The following is a 20,977-nucleotide window of genomic DNA, read 5'->3' as shown; positions in this document are numbered from 1 at the left end:
TCTCACCTGTTTATTTATGATTAATATGCTCTGGCCCAGTAAACTAATTCTTTTGCTTTTTTACCACAGCATACACATGTTTCCGATACGCTTTCCGGTTCAAATGGGATACAGCGGGAGGTTGCGGATGTTTCTTCTTTAATCTGTTCTTCACAAGCAACATCTCCACACCACATTGCTTTGACAAATCCGCCTTTTTCGATTTCTGTTTTAAATTCATCCATATCCTTCGCAGTATGTGTCATCTCTACACGATGTTCCAGCGCACGTTTATAAAGGTTTGCCTGTACTTCATCCAATAAGGCAGCCAGACGCTCTTCTACATCGGTTAAGGCGACAAATTCTTTTTCTCCCGTATCACGGCGGACAAGAACAACCTGTTCCTTCTCAATATCCTTTGGCCCCATTTCGATACGGACCGGAATACCCTTCATTTCATATTCATTAAATTTCCAGCCCGGCATTTTATCACTGCCGTCAATGTCCACGCGGGCAATACCAGCCAATTGGTCGCGTAACGCATAAGCTTTATCGAGAACCCCTTCTTTATGCTGCGCGATTGGTACAATCATTGCCTGTGTCGGCGCAATCTTTGGAGGCACTACTAATCCGCGGTTGTCTCCGTGTACCATAATTAATGCACCCATAATCCGGGTAGATAATCCCCAGGAAGTTTGATGCACAAATTGGCTTTCACCGTTTTCATCCAGGTACGTAATGTCAAATGCTTCTGCAAATCCGGAACCAAAATGATGAGAAGTACCGGATTGCAAGGCTTTTCCATCATGCATCAACGCTTCAATCGTTAACGTGAATTCAGCTCCAGCAAATTTTTCTTTATCTGTTTTCTTTCCTTTTAGAACAGGAATTGCTAGATAGTCTTCCACCAGCTTGGCATAAATTTCAAGCATCCGATTTGTTTCTTCTGTCGCATCGGCATCTGTCGCATGCGCTGTGTGGCCCTCCTGCCAATGAAATTCAGAAGAACGCAGGAACGGGCGTGTTGTTTTTTCCCAGCGAACCACGTTAGACCATTGATTATACAGCTTTGGCAAATCACGATAAGAATGGATATTTTTTGAGTAATAATCACAGAAAAGCACCTCAGAGGTTGGACGCACGGCGATACGTTCTGTTAATTCCTCATCTCCGCCATGGGTTACCCAGGCAACCTCGGGAGCAAATCCTTCTACATGATCCTTCTCTTTTTGCAGTAAGCTTTCAGGAATAAAAAGCGGGAAGGCCACATTGGTGTGCCCTGTTACTTTAAACATACGATCTAATTCATCTTTGATATTTTCCCAAATTGCATAGCCATATGGCTTGATAATCATCGTTCCGCGAACCTGACCGTAGTCCACAAGCTCCGCCTGCTTGACGACGTCTGTATACCATTGTGCGAAATCATTCTCCATCGCTGTAATTTTTTCTACAAATTGCTTATTCTTCTTACCCAAAAGTAAGCACCTCTTTCTTATTTTGCTCTTCTATTATTTGAAATTTCCATGTAAACGCAAAAAATCCTCCATCCAAAAAAAGGGACCGAGGTTTAGTGGTGGTACCACCCTTGTTTATATATAAGCTGCCATCTATTATTTTATAGACGCGTCCAGCATATATATACACTTTATTGGATAACGGTCCAAAACCGCGCCAATTTCAGAGCAGAACTCCTTATATGGCGAACTCAGAAGGCAGGTTCCCTTGTCTGTCTAAGAAAAAGTCTCAGCATTCTTTTTCTCTCTGTGTTAGACATTTACAACGTACTATTCTCCGTCAACATTTCAACTATGCTTTTAATATATAGTTCTCACTGATGAAAGTCAAGAAGCTGACGATTTTTTTCATATATGCTGTCCAGTTAAAACCAAATTGCAATGAAGAACCAGGCAATCATTATTAGCTGCAATACTACTTTCGCAACCGATCCGCCTAAAAACCCTAAAAAAGAACCAATCGACGCGCGGATTGCTTCTTTTGCTGTCCTGCGCTGTATCATTTCAATAGCAAGAACCGTAAAAAATGGCACATAAATAATTCCAAATGGCGGTGTAATAAATGATCCGACAATAACAGCAACTGCAGCTCCTCTTTCGCCTGCCTTACTCCCGCCAAATTTTTTCACAAAATAACTGTTGGCGATAATATCCGCTACAAAAAGAATAACTGTGATAACTATCATTCCTGTCCAAAACCACCAGGTCAGGGAGTCACTGTTTATAAAGAAATAATAGACTAAAAATCCGCCCCAAATCGCGATAACTGATGGAATCATTGGGAAAATAATTCCTAGAAAGCTTGCGATAAATAATAGGATAATGATAATCCATAATAAAATATCCAATTCGTCCACGCTCCTTCTTAAAAAACTTCCTTTTTAAATCCTTCTCTTTAAGCACTCTTTTTAAACATACTGGATAGCCTGGTCTCTTCTTTTAATAGAATACGGCGATAATTTTCCATATGTTTGTATATACATAGCAATGTTAAAAAGATCACTACCAGCGCAGGTCCATTCCCAAAGAAATAATAGGTTGTAATTAAAAAGGAAAGATACATAAACAGCACACCAATAACAAGGTAGTCCGTTGCAAAGGTAAAGAATAATAAGATAGCAATTCCAATTAATGCAACCCGCCAATCAATGGCAATTAGTGCGCCTACTAACGATGCCGTGCCCTTCCCGCCACTGAATTTCATCGTAATTGGATAATTATGACCAATGATAACACATAAAGCCGTCAAATAAATAGATAGCGAAATTCTCTCAGCCGACATTCCCGCTTCATTTAAAATAAAGAGAACAAGCAAAATGGCAAGTGTCGCTTTAAAAATATCGATAAGCGCAACAACAATCCCATATTTCCAGCCTAGCAGAATCGTTGTATTCGATGCTCCGGCATTCTTTACGCCTTCCCCCTTAATATCCCGCTTTTTTATCTTGCCAACGATTTGCGATCCATGAATACAGCCAAAAATATAGCCAATCAAACAGCTGATGAGGTAATAATACATTGTTTTCCCTCCATTTCTGTCAAGTTTATCTCATTATATGTCTAGATCAGCGAAGAAATCAATTTGCAAAACTGCCAGATTTCGCTAACTGTTCAATCCTTCACCAAAAGCCCGTACATGTTATGATAGAACTAGAGATTCTTTTTAAAGGAGCCCAAAATATCGAATGAAAGCTTTAAAGCATTTTACGCTTTCTTGGATTGCCATTATTCTTTTTATAGGTTTGCTGTTCTGGCTTTACGAGCAGACAACCCCTTCTTATGAAAGAGTGGATGGAGAAGAAACAGTATCAGAACTTCATCCCGATGTCCAAGAAGCGGTGGATACGTTAATTGATCGTGCGGATGATATAGATATAGAGGTCGTTATTACAGATGGTCTGCGTACAGAGGAAGAGCAGGAAACACTGTACGCCAGAGGCAGAGAAAATGAAGAAGATATTGTTACCCATGCCAGAGCCGGGGAAAGCTATCATAATTATGGGCTGGCTGTCGATTATGCGATTCGTAATCATGATGGAGAGGTTATTTGGGATATCCATTATGATGGGAATAACAATGGAGAGTCTGATTGGTTTGAAGTTGCAGACATTGCAAAGGAATTAGGTTTTGAATGGGGCGGAGATTTTAATAGCTTTACAGATTACCCGCATCTGCAAATGACATTTGGTTTGAGCATTTCTGAGTTGCAGCAGGGATACCGTCCTCCTGTTGGAGAAGAATAAGATGGTCTGATTTATTATATTCGAATATATTTCACAAAAAGAAATGCAGGCAGAAAAAAAGTTTCTGCCTGCATTTCTTTTTATCATCCTATTTTAAAACAGACGAAGTTCCTTGATTTCGCTCTTGGTTTTATCAGTTCCTAAATCATATAATTTGCGGTAGAGGGCAATCAAATCTCCCTCGTAATTATCTCGTTTGGCATCGACAGGCTGTTCATCAAATGGTTTTCCTACGAATTTAACGGCATCCTTTGCATTTTTTTCTTTTCTGGCAAATAAAACTTCCACTTCTTTTACCTCTTCCGGTGTCGCATATATTTCATACTCAATTCCGTTTTCAGGTAGCGAAAGCTCTCGGATTTCCTCCGTATCCACTGTTACATAGTATTTCTTTCGTGCCATCTTTGGAAACCTCCTTTATAAAAATATTACCTATTTTGGGAGGTCTAAAACTTCTCTATTAGATTAGGAAAAAATATGGCTTGGATTACCGTCTGTTCTTCACAGCAGGAGATGCCCCTTTAAAACAGACAATACAGCCCGTTTTATTCCGCAATATATTGCGAGGCTTCCTCCCCGGAAGCCTCTGTAAATGCAGAAAAAGAACGATATTCTTCACCCTTCCAAATCCAGATGCCTTCTTCTTCTGATTCTCTATAATAAATATTTTCAATCAAACGATTATCTTTGTTTTCCTGAAAGAAATTCGCAATAAAAATACGCGATGGACCGGCAGTGAATTCATTTTCCTTTATTTCATTATCATGCACATTATACTGCACCAGAAGCTGGCCGCCGTCTAAGTCTTTCGTATCGTTTTGATACAGGATATTCTTCGTAATCAGCGTATCACGAGTGCCGCCTCTCTCTTCATCATAGCCGCCAATAGCAATTCCGGTATAATGATTATTTGAAATCAGATTATCTATAATTTGTATACCTTCCGCATATTTCCCGGCATGTTCCGAAGTAGCTTCAATACCTATATCATTCTCATATAATTCATTTTTCTTAATCAGAATATCTTTTCCGCCATCTACATAAATAGCCGCCGCACTATACTCGCCATCGTACGCCGGATTTGTAGAAGAGGAAATATGGTGGACTGTATTATTTTGGACCGTCCCATTACGGACATAATCCGCAGCGGGATTATTGGCAACACCTTCATATCCTATCAGATCGATTCCAATATTATCACTGAACTGAACTATATTCCCATCTACCGTAAACCCGTCAATATCTCCATTTAATACAATCGATTCACTGGTACCCAGCTTCAAATCCTCAACGATATTATCTATGATATTTATATCTTTCATTGAATCCGTACCATATACCGCAATCCCGTGTCCGTTCCCTTCCTCATGCCACGTTTTTATTCCTTTGACAAAGTTGTCTCTCACTGTAATATGGCTGCTGGAACCGCTGATGAAAAGCCCCATTACCGTTTCATCCATTGCATCTGTCGTTACATTTTGGATAGTCAATCCTTCTATATTTATGTAATTTTTATCCTCCAGAACAACAAGTGCACGGTTTCCATCCACAGTATTCAAACTCTCGCCGTCCATAATAACTTCTTCCCCTTCAAACGCTTGAAAGGAGATTGGCTTGTGCCTCGTGCCGCTGTGCTGGACGATCAGCGGCTCCTTATACGTCCCTTCCCGAATATATACAGTAGCGCCCGCCTCCGCTTCCGAGCTGGCTTTAGCAATTGTCTGAAAGGGAGACTCCAATGTACCTTCATTTTGATCGTTTCCATCCATTGCTACATAAATTACTTGGTTTGTAGAATACAGCGAACAGACAGTAAATAAAACACCGGCAGCTGCACATGCTGCAATCATAAATAATCCCATACTCTTCATGGCTTTCTCCTAGATAACCTTATTTCTTTTCTTCTTTCTGATTCTCCTCATTGCCGTTACCGTCACTATTCTTCTTCTCCTCTTCACCAGGAAGCGGATCTATTTTATGCTTATAGCCATACCCTTTTGATAATGTAACCAAGGATAAAATAATAACCATTGCAACCACAATGACCGAAACAGCAATTACTGCGATATAGGACCCCATAATATACCTCCATCATCTTTTCTTATATTCTATCCTATTAAACTATGCATGCCTTTTCAATTAATTTCTATTTTGCTGTAAGTTACTGCGCCTCCAATATAAGAAACCACTTACTCCCCTTTGCTTGTACCATATTGGGACTTAGTATAAACTCTAGTATGTATGTTATTAAAGTTTATCACGGAGAATCACTCGGAAATCTCTTTATGATAGAAGTTTCTTTTTTAGTAAGTTGAAATAAAAAATGCGTGCAAAGGAGCAATACAATAATGCCAGAACCTATCGTTACCTATCAAAATGTTCATAAATCCTTTGGGAATGTGGAGATATTGAAGGGGATTGATTTAGATATATATCCAGGTGAAAAAGTCGCTGTCATTGGTCCAAGCGGATCAGGGAAAACAACAATTATCCGGATGCTGATGACATTAGAGCAGCCAACATCTGGAGACATTATCGTAGACGGCCGCAATTTGTGGAAAATGGAGAAGAACGGAAAATGGATGCATGCGAATGAAAATCATCTGCGCTCTATTCGCGGTGAGATTGGAATGGTATTTCAGCATTTCAATCTATTTCCGCATATGACGATTTTAGAAAATTGTATGACAGCGCCTATGCATGTGAAAAACGAAGTAAAAAACGAAGTAAAAAAGCGCTCGATAGAAATGCTGGAGCGTGTAGGACTCGGGAGTAAACTGGATAATTATCCAAGTCAGCTTTCAGGCGGACAAAAACAGCGGGTAGCCATGGCCCGTGCCCTTGTGATGCGTCCTAAAATCATGTTATTTGATGAGGTTACCTCTGCACTTGACCCGGAGCTGGTCGGAGAGGTGCTAAATGTTATTCGTGATATTGCAGAAAATGATGATATGGCGATGGTTCTTGTCACGCATGAAATGAACTTCGCCCTGGATATAGCGGATAAGGTACTCTTTTTAGATGAAGGGGTTATCGCAGAGCAAGGTGCAGCAAGTGAGGTCATCGAGCATTCAGAGAACCCTCGTGTTCAATCCTTTTTGCAGCGTTTTAGAGGGTGAGCGAAAAATATTTAATCCTCCCCAGCCATGTTTAGCTTCGGCTGAGGTTTTTATAGATATTTTATGTTTCTGGTTAAACGGGTTCAAATGGGTTACCTATCAATATTTTAATTTTGAAGTTTCACTTATAATTTAAAGGAAAAATATTCCGTAAAGGCAATAATATAAGAGGAAAAGGCTCTTAGGGGAGCAAAGGATTTCGTATATTACGAATGTATTAAAAAAACCAGCCGGATTGACTGGTTTTTTCCTGTTATGCAAAATAAGAATTTATGAAACTTCCTCTCCTTCATCAGGAAGCTTTCAATAACTCCGACTGATGTTTTTCTTCATATTTTCGCGCCCAGCGGACAAGCAGATACGCAAATGGTGTATCAACCGCTGCAACGGTAAACTTCCAAATATATTGCGAGACAATCATTCCCAGTAAAACAGATGTCGGGACAACGCCCCAAAAAGCAATCGTAATAAATAGGACGGTATCAAAGAGCTGGCTCGTCATCGTTGATAAATTATTACGCAGCCACAGCTTTTTCCTTCCATGCCGCTGTTTTAACGTATGAAAAATGGAAACATCCAGGTGCTGGCTGACAAAATAAGAAACCAGGCTTGCTAAAATTATCCGGAAGCTCCCATTAAAAATCTCTTCAAAGGCAGCCTGTGATTGGAAATCGGCAGCCGGCGGAAGCTGAATGGAAATATAAATAAATACCATGGCAAGCACCTGTGTGAGAAAACCAGCCTGGACCGTTCTCCGAGCTGCCTTTTTTCCATAAACTTCCCCAATGACATCCGTCATCAAATAAGTAATCACATATACAATCGCTGCAGCGGGCAATACAATACTTCCCATTTCAAATAATTTAACCGACAAAATATTCGATAATAATAATAGGCCGACAAAAACGGCAGTGAAATAAATATACATTCTCCTGTTCCCTTCTCTTCAAAGGTGCAAGGATCTTAGTTTCCCTCTATCGATTATCAATCTTTTCCGGATACATATCATGCTGCATTAACCGGTTTTCTGCCATCTTTTCAAATTTTGTCCCCGCTTTTCCATAATTGCAATACGGGTCGATGGAAATACCTCCGCGGGGCGTAAACTTTCCTCTTACTTCAATATAACGCGGATCCATCAGCTCAATTAAATCGTTCATAATAATATTGACACAGTCCTCATGGAAGTCACCATGATTCCGGAAACTGAATAAATATAATTTTAAAGACTTACTCTCTACCATTTTGATATCTGGAATATAGCTGATATAAATCGTCCCAAAATCCGGCTGATTCGTTATCGGACAAAGCGTTGTAAATTCCGGACAGTTTAATTTCACAAAATAATCACGTTTTGGATGCTGATTATCAAATGTTTCTAAAATCTCAGGTGTATAATCAAACGCATATTTCGTTTCTTTATTTCCCAGCAATTCAATTCCTTGAAGATCCTTCTCACTTCTTCCTGCCATACTCATCACCTCCTTTAGATATATTACGATAACAGAAATCAGTTATTTTCTATTACCTTGCAGTTCAAAACTTCCTCACATAGAAAAAGCCGTGCTCCCAAGGAACACGGCTTGATAATCGCAAGTTGTCCTTAGTTTTTTATAGAGGGTTTAAGCTAAGAACCTCTGCCTGAAGTTTAAAATAACACTTCATATTATAAGAATAGATAAAAGGCATGTCAAATTTTCTTTTTATCCCAGCCATCCTCTATCACAGCCAGAACCTGTGCCATGAGGCTATCCTTCCACATCCTCGCCAATAATCCGCACTTCCCGCTCTAACTGCACATCAAATTTCTCTTTTACCGTCGCTTGAACAAATTGAATTAAGGAAATATATTCGGAAGCCGTTGCATTTTGTTTATTTACAATAAAACCGGCATGCTTTGTGGAGACTTCTGCTCCGCCAATTTGCTTCCCTTGAAGATTACAGTCTTGGATCAGCTTGCCGGCAAAAAAACCGGGTGGGCGTTTGAACACACTGCCGCAAGACGGGTACTCGAGCGGCTGTTTGGATTCTCTTTTATATGTAAGATCATCCATCATTTCTTTAATTTCTTCTTTGTTCCCGGGCTTTAACGCGAATGTTGCTTCCAACACAATATAACCGTTGTCCGGGATGTTACTTGTGCGATAGCTGAGATCTAATTGCTCTGCTGTTAATGTCAGCAGTTCGCCGTCCTTTGTCGCAACTACCGTACTTTCCAGCGCATCTTTAATTTCTCCGCCATATGCACCTGCATTCATATATAGCGCTCCGCCGACGGAACCTGGAATACCGCAGGCAAACTCTAAACCGGCAAGCTCTTCATTTAAAGCAAAACGGGAAGCATCAATAATTCTTGCTCCGCTCTGAGAGATAACTTTACCTCCTTCTCTCCAAATAGCCGACAGCTGCTGCAGGTTCATAACGATTCCGCGGATGCCGCCATCCTTCACAATCAGATTAGAACCATTTCCAAGCATTGTAAATGGGACATTTTCCTGATTAGCAAAGCGAATAATCGCCTGTACTTCCTCGTAAGTGGACGGAGTAATGTAAAAATCCGCTTTCCCGCCTAATTTCGTATACGTATGTTCTCTAATCGGCTCATTCATTAATACATTCTCTTTTTTCGTATGTTGAATTAATTGATCATAAAGATGATGGTATTTATTCATGCTATCATTCCTTTAATTTGTCAAAAGCTTTTCTCTATTTGACCTTTATATTCTCATTCTTTTCCTACTTTGTTAAAAACAGGCATTCATCTTACTCCAGTTGAGCATTTCCGCATAACTGAAGTAAGATTATTTGATAAATCAATCCTATACCATTGTAGTTGATTCACTTTAATCTTGCCACAAAAAGCTATGAATCAATTTATCAATTTGCATACTTTCGTGCAAGGCACTGTGTGTCAGCTGCGGGTCATCAATAATCGTCTCTTTGAAATTTTGTTCGGGTATCATACTCCTCAGTGCCTTCACACTTTCCGGAACAGCAACGGAATCACCTGTACTGGCAATGCTGTAAACATCCACATCCGCAGGAAACATATTCTGCTGCAGCATATTTATCGCATGCGAATCGGGTTTCAAATCTTCTGCAGCTGCATCTTGATGAATTTCAAAATATCTTTCATTATAAATACCATCAAATGGACTGCCGATGGCTACAAGTTTATTAACAGATGGATAGTCATTCCTTGCATATTCCATCGTATATTTCACAGCAAGAATACCGCCCATAGAATGTCCGACCAGGTTAACTTCCTCCACTCGATAATTTTCCTTTAGATGAAGAAGCACTGCCGCAATCCATTCTGTACTTTCCTCAAAGCTTGCACGATTATCCTCTAAAACAATCTGTACAAACATGGGCGCATATCTCCCGTTATTTAAGTTATAATCGACAATATCTCCGTTCTCTGTCACATAGTAGATAAATCCTTTATTTCCCCATTGGTACGTATTTTCAAAACGGTCAAGCATATGACCAAATGAATTCTCCGTTCCTTTATAACCATGTATAAAAATCGTCGGTGCACCGGTATACTCCTCTGCTTGCGTTTCATCGTTCTGGTAAAAATAAATACCTGTTGCAATGGCGCAGATAACCAGGAGACCCAGGACAATACCTGCAATCTTCTTTCTCATTTATTTCCCTCAATTTCTGTTGTAAATCTAAGTACATCTCATGCTCTGAAGTACATAGCTATTATAACATCCTTCCTTTGCTGGAACACCATTTCTTCTACTTTATGTGTTTATTTTTTTACTTCATTGGCATATTTTTTATCAGGAATTAAAATACAAATTTTAAGAAAATAATGATTGAAAAATAAGTACCTGCAGGAAGCCCTCTGTTCATTCCTCCGCCATGGGTATCTATAAAAAGAAAGCAAATAGAATCTGCTTTTTAAACAGCATTCTATTTGCTTTCAATCATTATTGGGCAATCCGTTCATAATAATATCCCGGCCGATAATCCATTTCTGCTTATAAGTCTTTATTGCCCTCTATTCATAATATGATTAATGATGATGGTCGTCATCTTCATGCTCATGATCGTGGTCATGATCGTGGTCATGATCGCCTTCCTCACCATCTTCATGCTCATGGTCATGATCCTCGCCTTCATGGTCGTCAATCGTAATTTCTGTAACAGGAGACTTGGCAACTGGATTATGATCATCATCGTATAGAACCGCAAGAACTTCCTGTCCATCTACTTCTGCATCACCCATATAAGAATCCCCGTATTGATCTTCTGCTACGGTCCATTCCTCTTCAGCAGAATCACGTATGTACCAGTGCCAATGATCCAAACCTTCCTCTTCTGTTACTGCCTCTAATTTAAAAACATCGCCTGTATGGTAATGGTCGGATAACCCTTCAATTTCGATATTTTCCGGCACATCCTCGAAGGAAACCGCTTCGTCATCATGATCATGGTTATGCTCTTCTTCTTCATGATTTCCTTCTGTCTCTTCCTGGTTGTCTGTCCCTTCATCTTGATTATCTGCTTCTTCATTTCCGGACTGACAGCCAGCTATAAACAGGAAACTAATTAAGCCTAATATAATTCCTAATTGCCAAAACTTCTTCATAGAAACACTCCTTCCATTATGCGTAATGATTACGTTTCGTAATGATTACGATTAAAATTATACATAGATGCCTATTAATGGTCAAGAGATTTTTAAAGTACTATTCTTCATAGACTGGAAAATATGCTGCCATACTATGCTGATTGAAATAATATGATTGCTGCTGTCACTAATCGTTTGGGCAAAAAGTGCTCAGAGACTTGGTTCACCCCTTATAAATAAAAGTCTCAAGTTCTCATAACCAAATATCATGAGAGCTTGAGACTTTTATTTATCCTTTATTTCACAACAAGTACTTTACACGCCGATTGATGAACAATCTGCGTACTGACGCTTCCAAGCAGAAATCTTCCTACTCCTCCAAGTCCGCGGCTTCCTAAAACAATTAAATCTATTTCCTTCTCTTTGGCATATTCAATCACTTTAGAACCTGGATTACGGAAAGAATAATCTATCAAAACTTCTGTTTCACATGCTATTCCATCCGCTTCCAAATCTTTATATATTTCATGAATGGCAGGACGTGCTTCCTCTGCCAAATCGTCCATAAATGCACGGGCAAGGGCTGCATTTACAGTCGGTCCGCCATTGGAAATAACGGTAACCACATGGACAATGGCGTCTTCTGCAAGCTTCACCTGCTCTTTCGCTTCTTCTACTGCTTTTTTACTAAGGTCGGATCCGTCATAAGCTACTAATATATTCATACTCATCCCTATTCCTCCCTAACTCGTATTGTCTTCCTATTATTATCGTAACACATTTCCTTTAAAACGTTTACAAATTCATAAAAGTGTTGAAAAAGCGTCATTAATTTACACAGTGTAACTGACTGTAAGAATCCCGCCTCATAAATGAAGAATTATGGTGTCTCTTTACGGAAGTTCTAACAGTCAGCAACGACCAATTGATTCTATTAGCAGCAACCCCCGCTGAATTGCATTTTTATTTTATAGAGTGATATTGTACCTTATCTCCATTCATACTGCATATATAAGAAAAACCGCAATCTGTTAATATCTCTTTAGCCTCTTCAAAATGAGCAGCAATCTCTTCCGGACGGTGCGCATCAGAACCTAATGTGATAATTTCTCCGCCAAGCTTACGGTATAATCGCAATAAATTTTTACTTGGCAGCGGTGCATTCATACCATATTTATAGCCGGATGTGTTTAATTCGATTCCCTTGCCTTCTGAAATAACCAGTTTTAATATTTCTTCCATAATATCCTGCGGCACATGTTCCCAGCCCCCAGATGCATATCTGCTGACTAAATCAAGATGACCTAAAATATGATAGTTTTTAAAATTTTTCAGGCATTCATAGTACTCTTCAAAATAAATACGATATGCTTCATCTACGGTTCTATCTTCAAAAAATTCACCGGAATGCAAATCCTGTTTATTTGCCGAATGCATGGAACAAATAATAAATTCCGGCTCTAACTGATTAATAAAATCGGATGTCTCCTGAAGCACATGCGGCTGCACCCCTACCTCAATCCCTTTACGGATTTGGATTCGATCCTGATATTTCTCCCGCAACCCTTCTAATTTTTTTTGATAAGCTTCTTTATCGAAGCTAAACTCCCATTCCTTATCCGGATAATCCACATCTAAATGCTCTGTAAACGCAATTTCCTTCATCCCTTTGTTTATCGCTTCCTGAATCATCTCCTCCATCTCTGCATCGCAATCTGCCGAAAAGCTTGAGTGCATATGAAAATCATACATAAAAGTTATGCTCCTTTCATTGACTTTTTTTCTGAACATTACTATAATACTAAATAACTTTAATTAGATAAAGCATTAAATTGATAAAGCGTTGAATGCGGAGGAGAATTTTTATGAGAAATAAACAACTGCTTCATACCATGTTCTACCCGAAACAATTTTCAAAAAAACGTCATGTTATCCATACATTAACCGGCCGCTTTTCTAAATTTGGATATCAGCAGGTGGAGACACCCGTTTTTGAAAATTATGATTTATATAACGATGTTCAAGGGACCGTCAATACAGCCGATATGCTGAAGCTGATCGACCCATCTGGAAAAGTGCTCGTACTGCGGCCGGATGCAACCATCCCGATTGCCAGACATTATACCAATTTGCAGGAGGAAGTAGCAACCGGACGCCTCTCCTATGTGCTGGATATTTTCCGTTCCACGACAGAAGAACGCTCCCGCACACAAGCAGGTGTAGAGCTATTTGGAGAACGTACGCCGGAAGCTGATGCAGAGCTGATTGCATTAGCTGTAACCAGCTTAAAAGAATTAGAGATTCCTTCTTTTAAAATAGAAATTGGTCATGCTGCTTTTTATAAAGAATTATTACGCGAGGCTGACCTGGACGCCATGCAGCAGAAAGAACTGGATCAATATATTCAGTCGAAAAACATCTCGGAGATTGTTCCCTTTTTAAAAGACTTGGGACTGGAGGCTGCCTTAATTGAAAAGCTTCGTAAAATTCCAATGTTATACGGAGATGCAAGCTTTGTTATCGATGAAGCGGAGAATATTATCTCATCAGACAAGATGCGTGAAGAACTGGACTATGTATCAAGAGTGTACCAGCTTCTCCAGGATTATCAGGTGGATTCCTATATTTCGATCAACCTTGGCCTGATCAACCATATGAATTATTATTCCGGCATTATCTTTCAGGGCTTTGCGGAGGGGCTTGGCCAGCCCATTATGATGGGAGGACGCTATGATTATTTAACCCGCTCCTTTCATCAGGAAACGCCGGCAATCGGCTTTGCTTTTGAGGTTGATTTGCTTGTTGACCTGCTCCCTGGCATCTTTACAGAAGCTGAGATAATCCAGCTTCGTTATGAAGCTTCTGAACGCCAGCATGCTTTTCAACTCGCCGAATTGTTCCGGGAAGCAAATCAGACAGTCATTGTAAAGGCGTTCGATAAAAAGGAAAATCGCTCTGATTCACCGGAGATACTCGTAAAATCCGAAGAGATAGTATATAGTAAACAAAAAGAAGCAGCAGTGTTTAAGACAAATCAGGAATTACTAGATTGGTATTTTAGAAAGGACGTTAAATGATGCAGCCAGTAACTATCGCTTTAGCCAAAGGCCGCCCTGCAAAGCAATCGATTGATTTACTAGAAGCAGCAGGAATCCATTTTGAAGGGTTTCATGAAAAAACCCGTAAGCTCGTTTTTTTTAATAAAGATAAGACATTACGGTTAATCTTTTTAAAAGGGATGGATGTTCCGATTTATGTTGAAAAAGGCGCTGCGGATATCGGGATTGTCGGCAGAGATAATATTATTGAAACAGAAGCAGATGTTTATGAAATTCTTGATTTAGGGATTGGAAAATGTAAATTCTCTGTCGCCGGAAAAAAAGGAGTCTCTCTTCCTGATAATCAGTCGTTAACGATTGGCACCAAATATCCGAATATTGCCAAGAAATTTTTTGACAAACGTAATCAGACAATTGAGACCGTACATCTCAATGGATCCGTTGAGCTGGCGCCATTAATTGGACTTGCGGATTACATCGTTGATATTGTCGAGACAGGAAACACCCTGCATGAAAATGGATTAGAGGTATTAGCAGATATCGAAACCATCAGTACAAAATTTATTGTGAATAAAGCAAGCTTCGTAACACGTTCAAAAGAAATTCAAGATGTACTAAAAAAATTGGAACAGGTTGTGAGTGAGAAAAATGCAAATTCTCCGTTATGAAACATATAAACAAAATGCAGTAAATACTGAAAAAGCAACACAGCTGATGCAGCGAAATTTAGATGAGCAGGTTTTGGAAATTATCCGTGCTGTACAGGAGCACGGTGATGAAGCAGCACTTGCATATAGTAAAAAATTTGATAAAGCTGATTTATCCTCCTTGCTCGTTTCTGATGAGGAATGGAATATTGCCTTTGATAAAGTAAAATCTGAACAGCCAGCTCTCTTTCAAGCATTAACAGAAGCTGCGGAAAACATTCGCCAGTACCAGCGACGAACCAAAGAAGAAGGTTTTCAGTTCAGCCCGCAGCCCGGCATTCGTCTTGGTCAAAAAATAACCCCACTGGAGCGTGTCGGAGTCTACGTTCCCGGAGGAAAAGCAAGCTATCCTTCCACGGTATTAATGGATGTGATTCCAGCTGTCGTTGCCGGTGTCGAGCAGGTTGTGATTACAACCCCTCCCCGCCCCGACGGAACGATTGATCCTGTTGTACTGACAGCAGCAAAAATCGCCGGTGCGGATCAGGTATTCAAAATTGGCGGCGCTCAGGCTGTTGCTGCTCTGGCCTATGGAACAGAGAGTCTCCCTAAAGCTGACAAAATCGTTGGACCCGGGAATGCATTTGTCGCCCGTGCGAAAAAATGGGTGTTTGGCGATGTTGCCATTGATATGATTGCAGGTCCAAGTGAGATTTGTGCCTTTGCTGATAATACCGTCCCTCCTTCCTACGTTGCCGCTGATTTATTATCCCAGGCGGAACATGCAGAGGATGCTGCCTCAATTTGTGTGACAACAGATGCTGCTTATGCAGAGAAAGTACAAAAAGAGGTTGAGCGGCAAATTCCTTTACTGGAGCGGGCAGCTATTATCCGTGAATCGATTCAGACAAACGGAAAAATTATTATCTGCGAGGATGAAGCACAAGCAATCGAATTAATTAACACGATTGCTCCGGAGCATCTGCAATTAATGGGAAATAATGCGGAAGAACAAGTGGAGAAAATTAAGCATGCTGGAGCTATTTTTATCGGTCCGTATTCCAGCGAACCTTTAGGTGACTATTTTGCTGGCCCTAACCATACGCTGCCGACAAATGGGACCGCTCGCTTTTCCTCCCCGCTCGGTGTGTATGACTTCATGAAAAAATCGAGCACCATTCATTATTCAAAGGAACGGCTGCTGGATTATGCTGATACCATTATCACAATTGCTGAAGCGGAAGGCCTGACCGGGCATGCCAATGCAATTCGAATTCGAAAGGAGAACAACGATGCGTCAAGCTGAAAAAGAACGGCAAACCAAAGAAACGAATATATCCCTTGCTCTTAACGTAGATGGAGAAGGAAAATCAGAATTAAAAACAGGGGTCGGCTTTTTAGATCATATGCTGACTCTCTTTACCAAACACGGCGGATTAGATTTGCAGGTCGCATGTGACGGAGATTTAGAGGTAGACCAGCATCATACGGTAGAAGACATCGGCATTGTGCTTGGTCAGGCATTTAATGAAGCATTAGGAACAAAGGAAAGCATTAAACGCTATGCAACAGCAACAACACCAATGGATGAATCTCTTTCCTCCATTTCCATCGATATCAGCGGCCGCTCCTTTTTAGTTTATCGTGTAGACGGGTTAAAGGACAAAGTCGGGAATTTCGATACCGAATTAGTGGAAGAGTTTCTGATTGGCTTCACCAGCCATGCCAAGGTGACCCTTCATGTGGAAGTTTTATACGGAACCAATACACATCATATGATTGAATCCATCTTCAAAGGATTGGGCAGAGCAATTCGTGAAGCGGTATCCATTGACCCGACCATAAAGGGTGTTCCTTCTACGAAAGGAAGCCTATAAGATTAAAAGGAGGCTGGGATATGATTGCCATTATTGACTACGGTGCAGGAAATATTAAAAGCCTGCAATTTGCATTAGATAAATTAGGGAAAAACTCTAAATTGACCATGGATCCGGAAGAAATCCATCAGGCGGATTCCATTATTCTTCCAGGCGTCGGCGCCTTCAAGGATGCGATGGAAGCATTACAGCGCTACAAATTAGATACGATTTTGAAAAAAGAAGCGGCAAGCGGCAAGCCAATTTTAGGCATCTGTCTTGGGATGCAGCTTTTCTATGAATTCAGCGAAGAAAATGGCGGATGTACAGGACTTGGTCTTCTATCCGGTTCGGTAAAACGTATTTCAGACAGGGTCAAAGTGCCGCATATGGGCTGGAATATCCTGCAATCCAATCAGCCTCAGCGCTTATTACATCAGCTCGGAGAAAATCCATATGTTTATTTCGTCCATTCCTATGCAATTGATGAACTGGAAGAAAAAACATTGGTCGCCAGTGCCGATTATGGCGGACGCGTACCAGCAATCGTGCAGGATAAAAATATAACAGGAATGCAATTTCACCCGGAAAAAAGCGGGGATATCGGTATTGCATTATTGAAAAATTATGAGGAGATGATTTCATGATCATTTTTCCAGCAATTGATGTGAAAGATGGCAACTGTGTCCGCTTAAAGCAGGGCGATTATAATCAGCAGACAACCTATAATGACTCCCCGGTGGACACAGCCAAAAGATGGCAGGAAGCAGGCGGCACCTTCCTCCACATGGTCGATTTAGACGGAGCTAAAACAGGAGACCCCCAAAATAAAGAAATTATCCTTAAAACCATTCAGGCATTATCCATTCCTGTTGAAGTCGGCGGCGGTATCCGCTCCCTGGACACGATTAGAGAGTACGTGGAAGGCGGTGCTGCCCGGGTTATCCTCGGCACCTCTGCAATCACTGATTGGGACATGCTCACTAAAGCAATTCAATTATATGGAGATAAAATCGCAGTTTCTCTCGATGCTCGGAATGGTTATATTGCAACAGATGGCTGGACAAAAAATAGCGATAAAAAAGCTGCTGACCTTGCGAAGGAATTAGAAGCAGCCGGCTTAACAACGATTGTATATACGGATATTTTAAAGGATGGCATGCTGCGCGGACCGAATCTGGAGGAGCTGAAAGCGATGCAGGAAGCAACCAATATGAATATCATTGCTTCCGGCGGGGTTTCCCGAAAAGAGGATGTTGCCAGCCTTCAGGCACTTGACCTTTACGGGGCAATTATTGGAAAAGCGCTATATGATGGTACTATTCAACTGGAAGACGTTGTAGAGGAGGACAATCATGCTCGCTAAACGCATTATCCCCTGTCTGGATGTAGATAAAGGCCGGGTCGTTAAAGGTAAGAAATTTCAGGACATCAAGGACGTTGCTAATCCGGTGGAATTGGCTGCCCGCTATAACCGTGAAGGAGCAGATGAACTTGTTTTTTACGATATTACTGCCTCCAACGAAGAGCGAAACATTTTTCTGGATGTCGTTGAACAAGTTGCACGCGAAATTGCTATCCCTTTTATGGTCGGCGGCGGTATCCGTACCACCCAGGATATTCACAGTGTGCTTCATGCCGGCGCGGATAAAGTTTCGGTAAACAGTGCAGCTGTGCAGCGTCCAGAATTAATTAAGGAGTCCTCTGATAAGTTTGGCAGTCAATGTATCGTGCTCTCGATTGATGCAAAAAGAACAGCAGATGGTGCGTTCCATGTATTTATTAACGGCGGAAGAAAAGATACCGGGATAGATGCAGTGGAATGGGCGAAACGCGGAGAAGTACTCGGGGCAGGCGAGCTGGTTGTCAATGCCATGGATGCAGACGGTGAAAAAAATGGCTATCAAATCGAATTAACCAAGAAAATTGCAGATGCCGTCAATATCCCTGTGATTGCCAGCGGCGGCGCAGGTAAAATAGAGCATTTCTCAGAAGTTTTTGCAGAAGGTATCGATGCTGCACTTGCTGCATCTGTCTTTCATTACGAGGAGATTCCTATTCCGGAATTAAAAGAATATTTATCCTCACAAGGAATACCAATGAGGAGGAAAGCATAATGGAGATTTCAATCAAATACGATGAAAATGGACTCGTTCCGGCTATTGTTCAGGATTACGCAACGGGAAAAGTATTGACTTTAGCTTATATGAACGAGGTTGCTTTAGTAAAAACATTAGAAACCGGGGAAACCTGGTTCTATTCCCGCAGCCGTAAGGAGCTCTGGAATAAAGGGGAAACTTCCGGAAATAAGCAGATAGTCAAAAACATTTCAGTGGATTGTGATCAGGACGCTTTAGTTGTCCAGGTACAGCCGCTTGGCCCTGCCTGCCATAAAGGCACAACGACCTGCTTTGAAACAACCTTATCTGAAACAGAAAAACCGTTATTCTCTATCGTTAATGAGCTGACCGACAAAATCAAAGACCGTAAAGAAAACCCGCAGGAAGGCGCTTATACAACGTACCTGTTTAATAAAGGATTAGATAAGATTCTAAAAAAAATCGGTGAAGAGTCGACGGAGGTCGTTATCGGCGCAAAAAATAATGATAAAGAGGAATTAACCAATGAGCTAGCTGATTTATTGTATCACTCCCTTGTTTTAATGGAGGAGCAAGGCGTAAGTTCCAAAGATATTAAAAAAATATTGAACGAACGCCATATTGAAAAAGAGGGACAGCACCGTGAGTAGATTTTGGAATCCTTTAATCGAACAGCTGGAACCTTATATTCCCGGGGAACAATTAGATGATTCATCCATTATTAAATTAAATACGAATGAAAACCCTTTTCCCCCCTCTCCAAACGTTATTGCAGCGATTGAGGAGGAGGCAAGGACGAAATTGCAGCTTTACCCTTCCCCTGCTGTCGATAATCTCAGAGAGGAAATTGGAGGCTGCTATGGATTAAAAAAAGAACAGGTTTTTATCGGCAATGGTTCCGATGAAGTGCTTGCGCTTAGTTTTATGACTTTTTTTGAACCTGGGAAGGCCATTAAATACCCAGATATCACCTACAGCTTCTACCCTGTATATGCAAAGCTTTATCAGCTGGATGTAGAGGAAGTGGCGTTGGAGGATGATTTCACCATCTCTCCCCCATCACTCTTTAACGCAGAAGGCGGCGTTATTTTTCCCAATCCGAACGCACCGACCAGCTTATACATGGAGCTGGAAGCGATAGAAGAAATCTTAAAAAATAATCCTGATCAGATTGTGATTGTGGATGAAGCATACGTTGACTTTGCTAAAGCATCAGCTGCTTCCCTGATAGACAGCTATCCGAATTTACTTGTTATACAAACCCTGTCTAAATCCCGTTCGCTTGCCGGCCTCCGTGTAGGTATGGCGATGGGTCATAAAGATCTGATTGACGGATTAACGCGGGTAAAAGATTCGTTTAATTCCTATACGATTGACCGGTTAGCCATTGCCGGCGCTATGGAAGCATTCCGGGATACTGCTTATTTTGAAAAAACGAGAAACGAAATTATTAAAACGAGAGAGTACTTTCGGCAGGAATTAGAGAAAAGAGACTTCCATGTCCTTCCTTCTCAAGCCAATTTTGTGCTTGCTTCACCGGCAGGGATAGAGGCTGAGAAACTGTTTATGGAGCTGAAGCAGGCCGGCTTCCTAATCCGCTATTTTAATAAACCAAAGCTGGAAAACTATTTACGGATTTCCATTGGGACAAAGGAACAGATGACGAAGCTATTACACGCTATAGATTACATTATTGAAAAATAAGGTATTTATTTTAACCAAGCAGAATAGGTTCATGGAAAGCCGTTAGAGGAAATCCTCTAATGGCTTTTTATATAGCGAAAATTAAGGTTTATATATTTTTCAGAAGTGTATATATAAAATAAGGAATATTTTTAAATCTGTCCTTATTCCGGTGGCTTGATAAACAATC

Annotated in this window: 24 protein-coding genes, 1 riboswitch and 1 other annotated feature; of the genes, 11 read left to right on the top strand and 13 right to left on the bottom strand. The window is 40.7% G+C overall.

Annotated features, from left to right (window positions below):
* Nucleotides 1–20: 20 nt before the first annotated feature.
* The 3 genes from proS to BN997_RS11185 form a co-directional block, all read right to left on the bottom strand.
* The gene (gene proS / locus BN997_RS11195; protein WP_042532303.1) at nucleotides 21–1,457 is read right to left on the bottom strand and encodes a proline--tRNA ligase; all 1,437 of its coding nucleotides are present in this window, start codon (nucleotides 1,455–1,457) and stop codon (nucleotides 21–23) included.
* A gap of 77 nt (nucleotides 1,458–1,534) precedes the next feature.
* Nucleotides 1,535–1,789 (bottom strand) — a binding site (T-box leader).
* A 72-nt stretch (nucleotides 1,790–1,861) separates the two neighbouring features.
* Complete coding sequence (locus BN997_RS11190; RefSeq protein ID WP_042532301.1) at nucleotides 1,862–2,344, bottom strand: DUF456 domain-containing protein; 483 nt, start codon at nucleotides 2,342–2,344, stop codon at nucleotides 1,862–1,864.
* Nucleotides 2,345–2,391: 47 nt separating this feature from the next.
* A complete protein-coding gene (locus BN997_RS11185) occupies nucleotides 2,392–3,015 on the bottom strand; it encodes a glycerol-3-phosphate acyltransferase (protein ID WP_042532299.1) in 624 nt (207 codons plus the stop codon).
* 166 nt (nucleotides 3,016–3,181) lie between these two features.
* Between BN997_RS11185 and BN997_RS11180 the strand changes: the two genes are divergently transcribed.
* A complete protein-coding gene (locus BN997_RS11180; protein ID WP_042532297.1) occupies nucleotides 3,182–3,739 on the top strand; it encodes a M15 family metallopeptidase in 558 nt (185 codons plus the stop codon).
* Between the two features lie 93 nt (nucleotides 3,740–3,832).
* On the opposite strand, the gene BN997_RS11175 is transcribed toward BN997_RS11180, so the two are convergent.
* The 3 genes from BN997_RS11175 to ytzI all read right to left on the bottom strand — a co-directional run bounded on the left by BN997_RS11175 (nucleotide 3,833) and on the right by ytzI (nucleotide 5,818).
* The gene (locus BN997_RS11175) at nucleotides 3,833–4,141 is read right to left on the bottom strand and encodes a hypothetical protein (protein ID WP_042532295.1); all 309 of its coding nucleotides are present in this window, start codon (nucleotides 4,139–4,141) and stop codon (nucleotides 3,833–3,835) included.
* Between the two features lie 143 nt (nucleotides 4,142–4,284).
* Entirely contained in the window at nucleotides 4,285–5,610 is a 1,326-nt protein-coding gene (locus BN997_RS11170) for a DUF1565 domain-containing protein (RefSeq protein WP_052484985.1), read from the bottom strand.
* Nucleotides 5,611–5,629: 19 nt separating this feature from the next.
* Complete coding sequence (gene ytzI, locus BN997_RS11165) at nucleotides 5,630–5,818, bottom strand: YtzI protein (RefSeq protein ID WP_042532293.1); 189 nt, start codon at nucleotides 5,816–5,818, stop codon at nucleotides 5,630–5,632.
* A 269-nt stretch (nucleotides 5,819–6,087) separates the two neighbouring features.
* On the opposite strand from ytzI, the gene ehuA reads away from it, so the two are divergent.
* Nucleotides 6,088–6,858: an ectoine/hydroxyectoine ABC transporter ATP-binding protein EhuA gene (gene ehuA / locus BN997_RS11160; RefSeq protein WP_042532291.1), complete on the top strand. Its 771-nt coding sequence runs from the start codon at nucleotides 6,088–6,090 to the stop codon at nucleotides 6,856–6,858.
* Between the two features lie 292 nt (nucleotides 6,859–7,150).
* Here ehuA and BN997_RS11155 read toward each other — a convergent pair whose 3' ends face one another.
* The 7 genes from BN997_RS11155 to BN997_RS11125 form a co-directional block, all read right to left on the bottom strand.
* On the bottom strand, nucleotides 7,151–7,786 hold the full coding sequence (locus tag BN997_RS11155) for a queuosine precursor transporter (protein ID WP_042532289.1): 636 nt from the start codon (nucleotides 7,784–7,786) through the stop codon (nucleotides 7,151–7,153).
* Between the two features lie 46 nt (nucleotides 7,787–7,832).
* Nucleotides 7,833–8,330, bottom strand: a complete 498-nt coding sequence (gene queF / locus BN997_RS11150) for a preQ(1) synthase (RefSeq protein ID WP_042532287.1) — start codon at nucleotides 8,328–8,330, stop codon at nucleotides 7,833–7,835.
* A gap of 125 nt (nucleotides 8,331–8,455) precedes the next feature.
* Nucleotides 8,456–8,502: riboswitch (PreQ1 riboswitch) on the bottom strand.
* A gap of 104 nt (nucleotides 8,503–8,606) precedes the next feature.
* Complete coding sequence (gene murB / locus BN997_RS11145; protein ID WP_042532285.1) at nucleotides 8,607–9,530, bottom strand: UDP-N-acetylmuramate dehydrogenase; 924 nt, start codon at nucleotides 9,528–9,530, stop codon at nucleotides 8,607–8,609.
* A 171-nt stretch (nucleotides 9,531–9,701) separates the two neighbouring features.
* Nucleotides 9,702–10,508, bottom strand: coding sequence for an alpha/beta fold hydrolase (locus BN997_RS11140; protein ID WP_042532283.1), 807 nt, complete (start codon nucleotides 10,506–10,508; stop codon nucleotides 9,702–9,704).
* Nucleotides 10,509–10,885: 377 nt separating this feature from the next.
* The gene (locus tag BN997_RS11135) at nucleotides 10,886–11,461 is read right to left on the bottom strand and encodes a hypothetical protein (protein ID WP_052484984.1); all 576 of its coding nucleotides are present in this window, start codon (nucleotides 11,459–11,461) and stop codon (nucleotides 10,886–10,888) included.
* 278 nt (nucleotides 11,462–11,739) lie between these two features.
* Nucleotides 11,740–12,174: a universal stress protein gene (locus BN997_RS11130; protein ID WP_042532281.1), complete on the bottom strand. Its 435-nt coding sequence runs from the start codon at nucleotides 12,172–12,174 to the stop codon at nucleotides 11,740–11,742.
* Nucleotides 12,175–12,406: 232 nt separating this feature from the next.
* Nucleotides 12,407–13,195, bottom strand: a complete 789-nt coding sequence (locus BN997_RS11125; protein ID WP_042532279.1) for a histidinol-phosphatase HisJ family protein — start codon at nucleotides 13,193–13,195, stop codon at nucleotides 12,407–12,409.
* Nucleotides 13,196–13,308: 113 nt separating this feature from the next.
* Between BN997_RS11125 and hisZ the strand changes: the two genes are divergently transcribed.
* The 9 genes from hisZ to hisC are packed head-to-tail and all read left to right on the top strand — an operon-like array spanning nucleotide 13,309 to nucleotide 20,808.
* Complete coding sequence (gene hisZ, locus BN997_RS11120) at nucleotides 13,309–14,520, top strand: ATP phosphoribosyltransferase regulatory subunit (protein WP_052484983.1); 1,212 nt, start codon at nucleotides 13,309–13,311, stop codon at nucleotides 14,518–14,520.
* Entirely contained in the window at nucleotides 14,517–15,170 is a 654-nt protein-coding gene (gene hisG / locus BN997_RS11115; protein ID WP_226895022.1) for an ATP phosphoribosyltransferase, read from the top strand. The genes hisZ and hisG overlap by 4 nt, the downstream gene beginning before the upstream one ends.
* Nucleotides 15,151–16,455 carry a histidinol dehydrogenase gene (gene hisD / locus BN997_RS11110; protein WP_042532275.1) on the top strand — a complete coding sequence of 435 codons (1,305 nt, stop codon included), beginning with the start codon at nucleotides 15,151–15,153 and terminating at the stop codon, nucleotides 16,453–16,455. Before hisG ends, hisD begins: the two co-directional genes overlap by 20 nt.
* On the top strand, nucleotides 16,442–17,026 hold the full coding sequence (gene hisB / locus BN997_RS11105; RefSeq protein WP_042532273.1) for an imidazoleglycerol-phosphate dehydratase HisB: 585 nt from the start codon (nucleotides 16,442–16,444) through the stop codon (nucleotides 17,024–17,026). Before hisD ends, hisB begins: the two co-directional genes overlap by 14 nt.
* 20 nt (nucleotides 17,027–17,046) lie before the next feature.
* Nucleotides 17,047–17,652 (top strand): imidazole glycerol phosphate synthase subunit HisH, encoded by a 606-nt coding sequence (hisH, locus tag BN997_RS11100; protein WP_042532271.1) that lies wholly within the window; start codon nucleotides 17,047–17,049, stop codon nucleotides 17,650–17,652.
* A complete protein-coding gene (hisA, locus tag BN997_RS11095) occupies nucleotides 17,649–18,371 on the top strand; it encodes a 1-(5-phosphoribosyl)-5-[(5-phosphoribosylamino)methylideneamino]imidazole-4-carboxamide isomerase (protein WP_042532269.1) in 723 nt (240 codons plus the stop codon). The genes hisH and hisA overlap by 4 nt, the downstream gene beginning before the upstream one ends.
* Nucleotides 18,361–19,122, top strand: a complete 762-nt coding sequence (hisF, locus tag BN997_RS11090; protein ID WP_042532267.1) for an imidazole glycerol phosphate synthase subunit HisF — start codon at nucleotides 18,361–18,363, stop codon at nucleotides 19,120–19,122. Before hisA ends, hisF begins: the two co-directional genes overlap by 11 nt.
* Complete coding sequence (hisIE, locus tag BN997_RS11085) at nucleotides 19,122–19,754, top strand: bifunctional phosphoribosyl-AMP cyclohydrolase/phosphoribosyl-ATP diphosphatase HisIE (RefSeq protein WP_042532266.1); 633 nt, start codon at nucleotides 19,122–19,124, stop codon at nucleotides 19,752–19,754. The genes hisF and hisIE overlap by 1 nt, the downstream gene beginning before the upstream one ends.
* Nucleotides 19,747–20,808, top strand: coding sequence for a histidinol-phosphate transaminase (hisC, locus tag BN997_RS11080; protein ID WP_042532264.1), 1,062 nt, complete (start codon nucleotides 19,747–19,749; stop codon nucleotides 20,806–20,808). The genes hisIE and hisC overlap by 8 nt, the downstream gene beginning before the upstream one ends.
* Nucleotides 20,809–20,977 lie beyond the last annotated feature (169 nt).

The organism is Oceanobacillus oncorhynchi, from assembly GCF_000821065.1.
Taxonomy (GTDB): Bacteria; Bacillota; Bacilli; order Bacillales; family Amphibacillaceae; genus Oceanobacillus; species Oceanobacillus oncorhynchi.
Note: the sequence above shows the minus strand (reverse complement) of the source record. Positions and strands in the feature narration are given on the sequence as shown.

Coding starts and splice junctions, on each gene's coding strand:
- BN997_RS11185 (WP_042532299.1), bottom strand. CDS start 3,015: ATGTATTATTACCTCATCAGCTGTTTGATTGGCTATATTTTTGGCTGT.
- BN997_RS11180 (WP_042532297.1), top strand. CDS start 3,182: ATGAAAGCTTTAAAGCATTTTACGCTTTCTTGGATTGCCATTATTCTT.
- BN997_RS11175 (WP_042532295.1), bottom strand. CDS start 4,141: ATGGCACGAAAGAAATACTATGTAACAGTGGATACGGAGGAAATCCGA.
- BN997_RS11170 (WP_052484985.1), bottom strand. CDS start 5,610: ATGAAGAGTATGGGATTATTTATGATTGCAGCATGTGCAGCTGCCGGT.
- ytzI (WP_042532293.1), bottom strand. CDS start 5,818: ATGGGGTCCTATATCGCAGTAATTGCTGTTTCGGTCATTGTGGTTGCA.
- ehuA (WP_042532291.1), top strand. CDS start 6,088: ATGCCAGAACCTATCGTTACCTATCAAAATGTTCATAAATCCTTTGGG.
- BN997_RS11155 (WP_042532289.1), bottom strand. CDS start 7,786: ATGTATATTTATTTCACTGCCGTTTTTGTCGGCCTATTATTATTATCG.
- queF (WP_042532287.1), bottom strand. CDS start 8,330: ATGGCAGGAAGAAGTGAGAAGGATCTTCAAGGAATTGAATTGCTGGGA.
- murB (WP_042532285.1), bottom strand. CDS start 9,530: ATGAATAAATACCATCATCTTTATGATCAATTAATTCAACATACGAAA.
- BN997_RS11140 (WP_042532283.1), bottom strand. CDS start 10,508: ATGAGAAAGAAGATTGCAGGTATTGTCCTGGGTCTCCTGGTTATCTGC.
- BN997_RS11135 (WP_052484984.1), bottom strand. CDS start 11,461: ATGAAGAAGTTTTGGCAATTAGGAATTATATTAGGCTTAATTAGTTTC.
- BN997_RS11130 (WP_042532281.1), bottom strand. CDS start 12,174: ATGAGTATGAATATATTAGTAGCTTATGACGGATCCGACCTTAGTAAA.
- BN997_RS11125 (WP_042532279.1), bottom strand. CDS start 13,195: ATGTATGATTTTCATATGCACTCAAGCTTTTCGGCAGATTGCGATGCA.
- hisZ (WP_052484983.1), top strand. CDS start 13,309: ATGAGAAATAAACAACTGCTTCATACCATGTTCTACCCGAAACAATTT.
- hisG (WP_226895022.1), top strand. CDS start 14,517: ATGATGCAGCCAGTAACTATCGCTTTAGCCAAAGGCCGCCCTGCAAAG.
- hisD (WP_042532275.1), top strand. CDS start 15,151: ATGCAAATTCTCCGTTATGAAACATATAAACAAAATGCAGTAAATACT.
- hisB (WP_042532273.1), top strand. CDS start 16,442: ATGCGTCAAGCTGAAAAAGAACGGCAAACCAAAGAAACGAATATATCC.
- hisH (WP_042532271.1), top strand. CDS start 17,047: ATGATTGCCATTATTGACTACGGTGCAGGAAATATTAAAAGCCTGCAA.
- hisA (WP_042532269.1), top strand. CDS start 17,649: ATGATCATTTTTCCAGCAATTGATGTGAAAGATGGCAACTGTGTCCGC.
- hisF (WP_042532267.1), top strand. CDS start 18,361: ATGCTCGCTAAACGCATTATCCCCTGTCTGGATGTAGATAAAGGCCGG.
- hisIE (WP_042532266.1), top strand. CDS start 19,122: ATGGAGATTTCAATCAAATACGATGAAAATGGACTCGTTCCGGCTATT.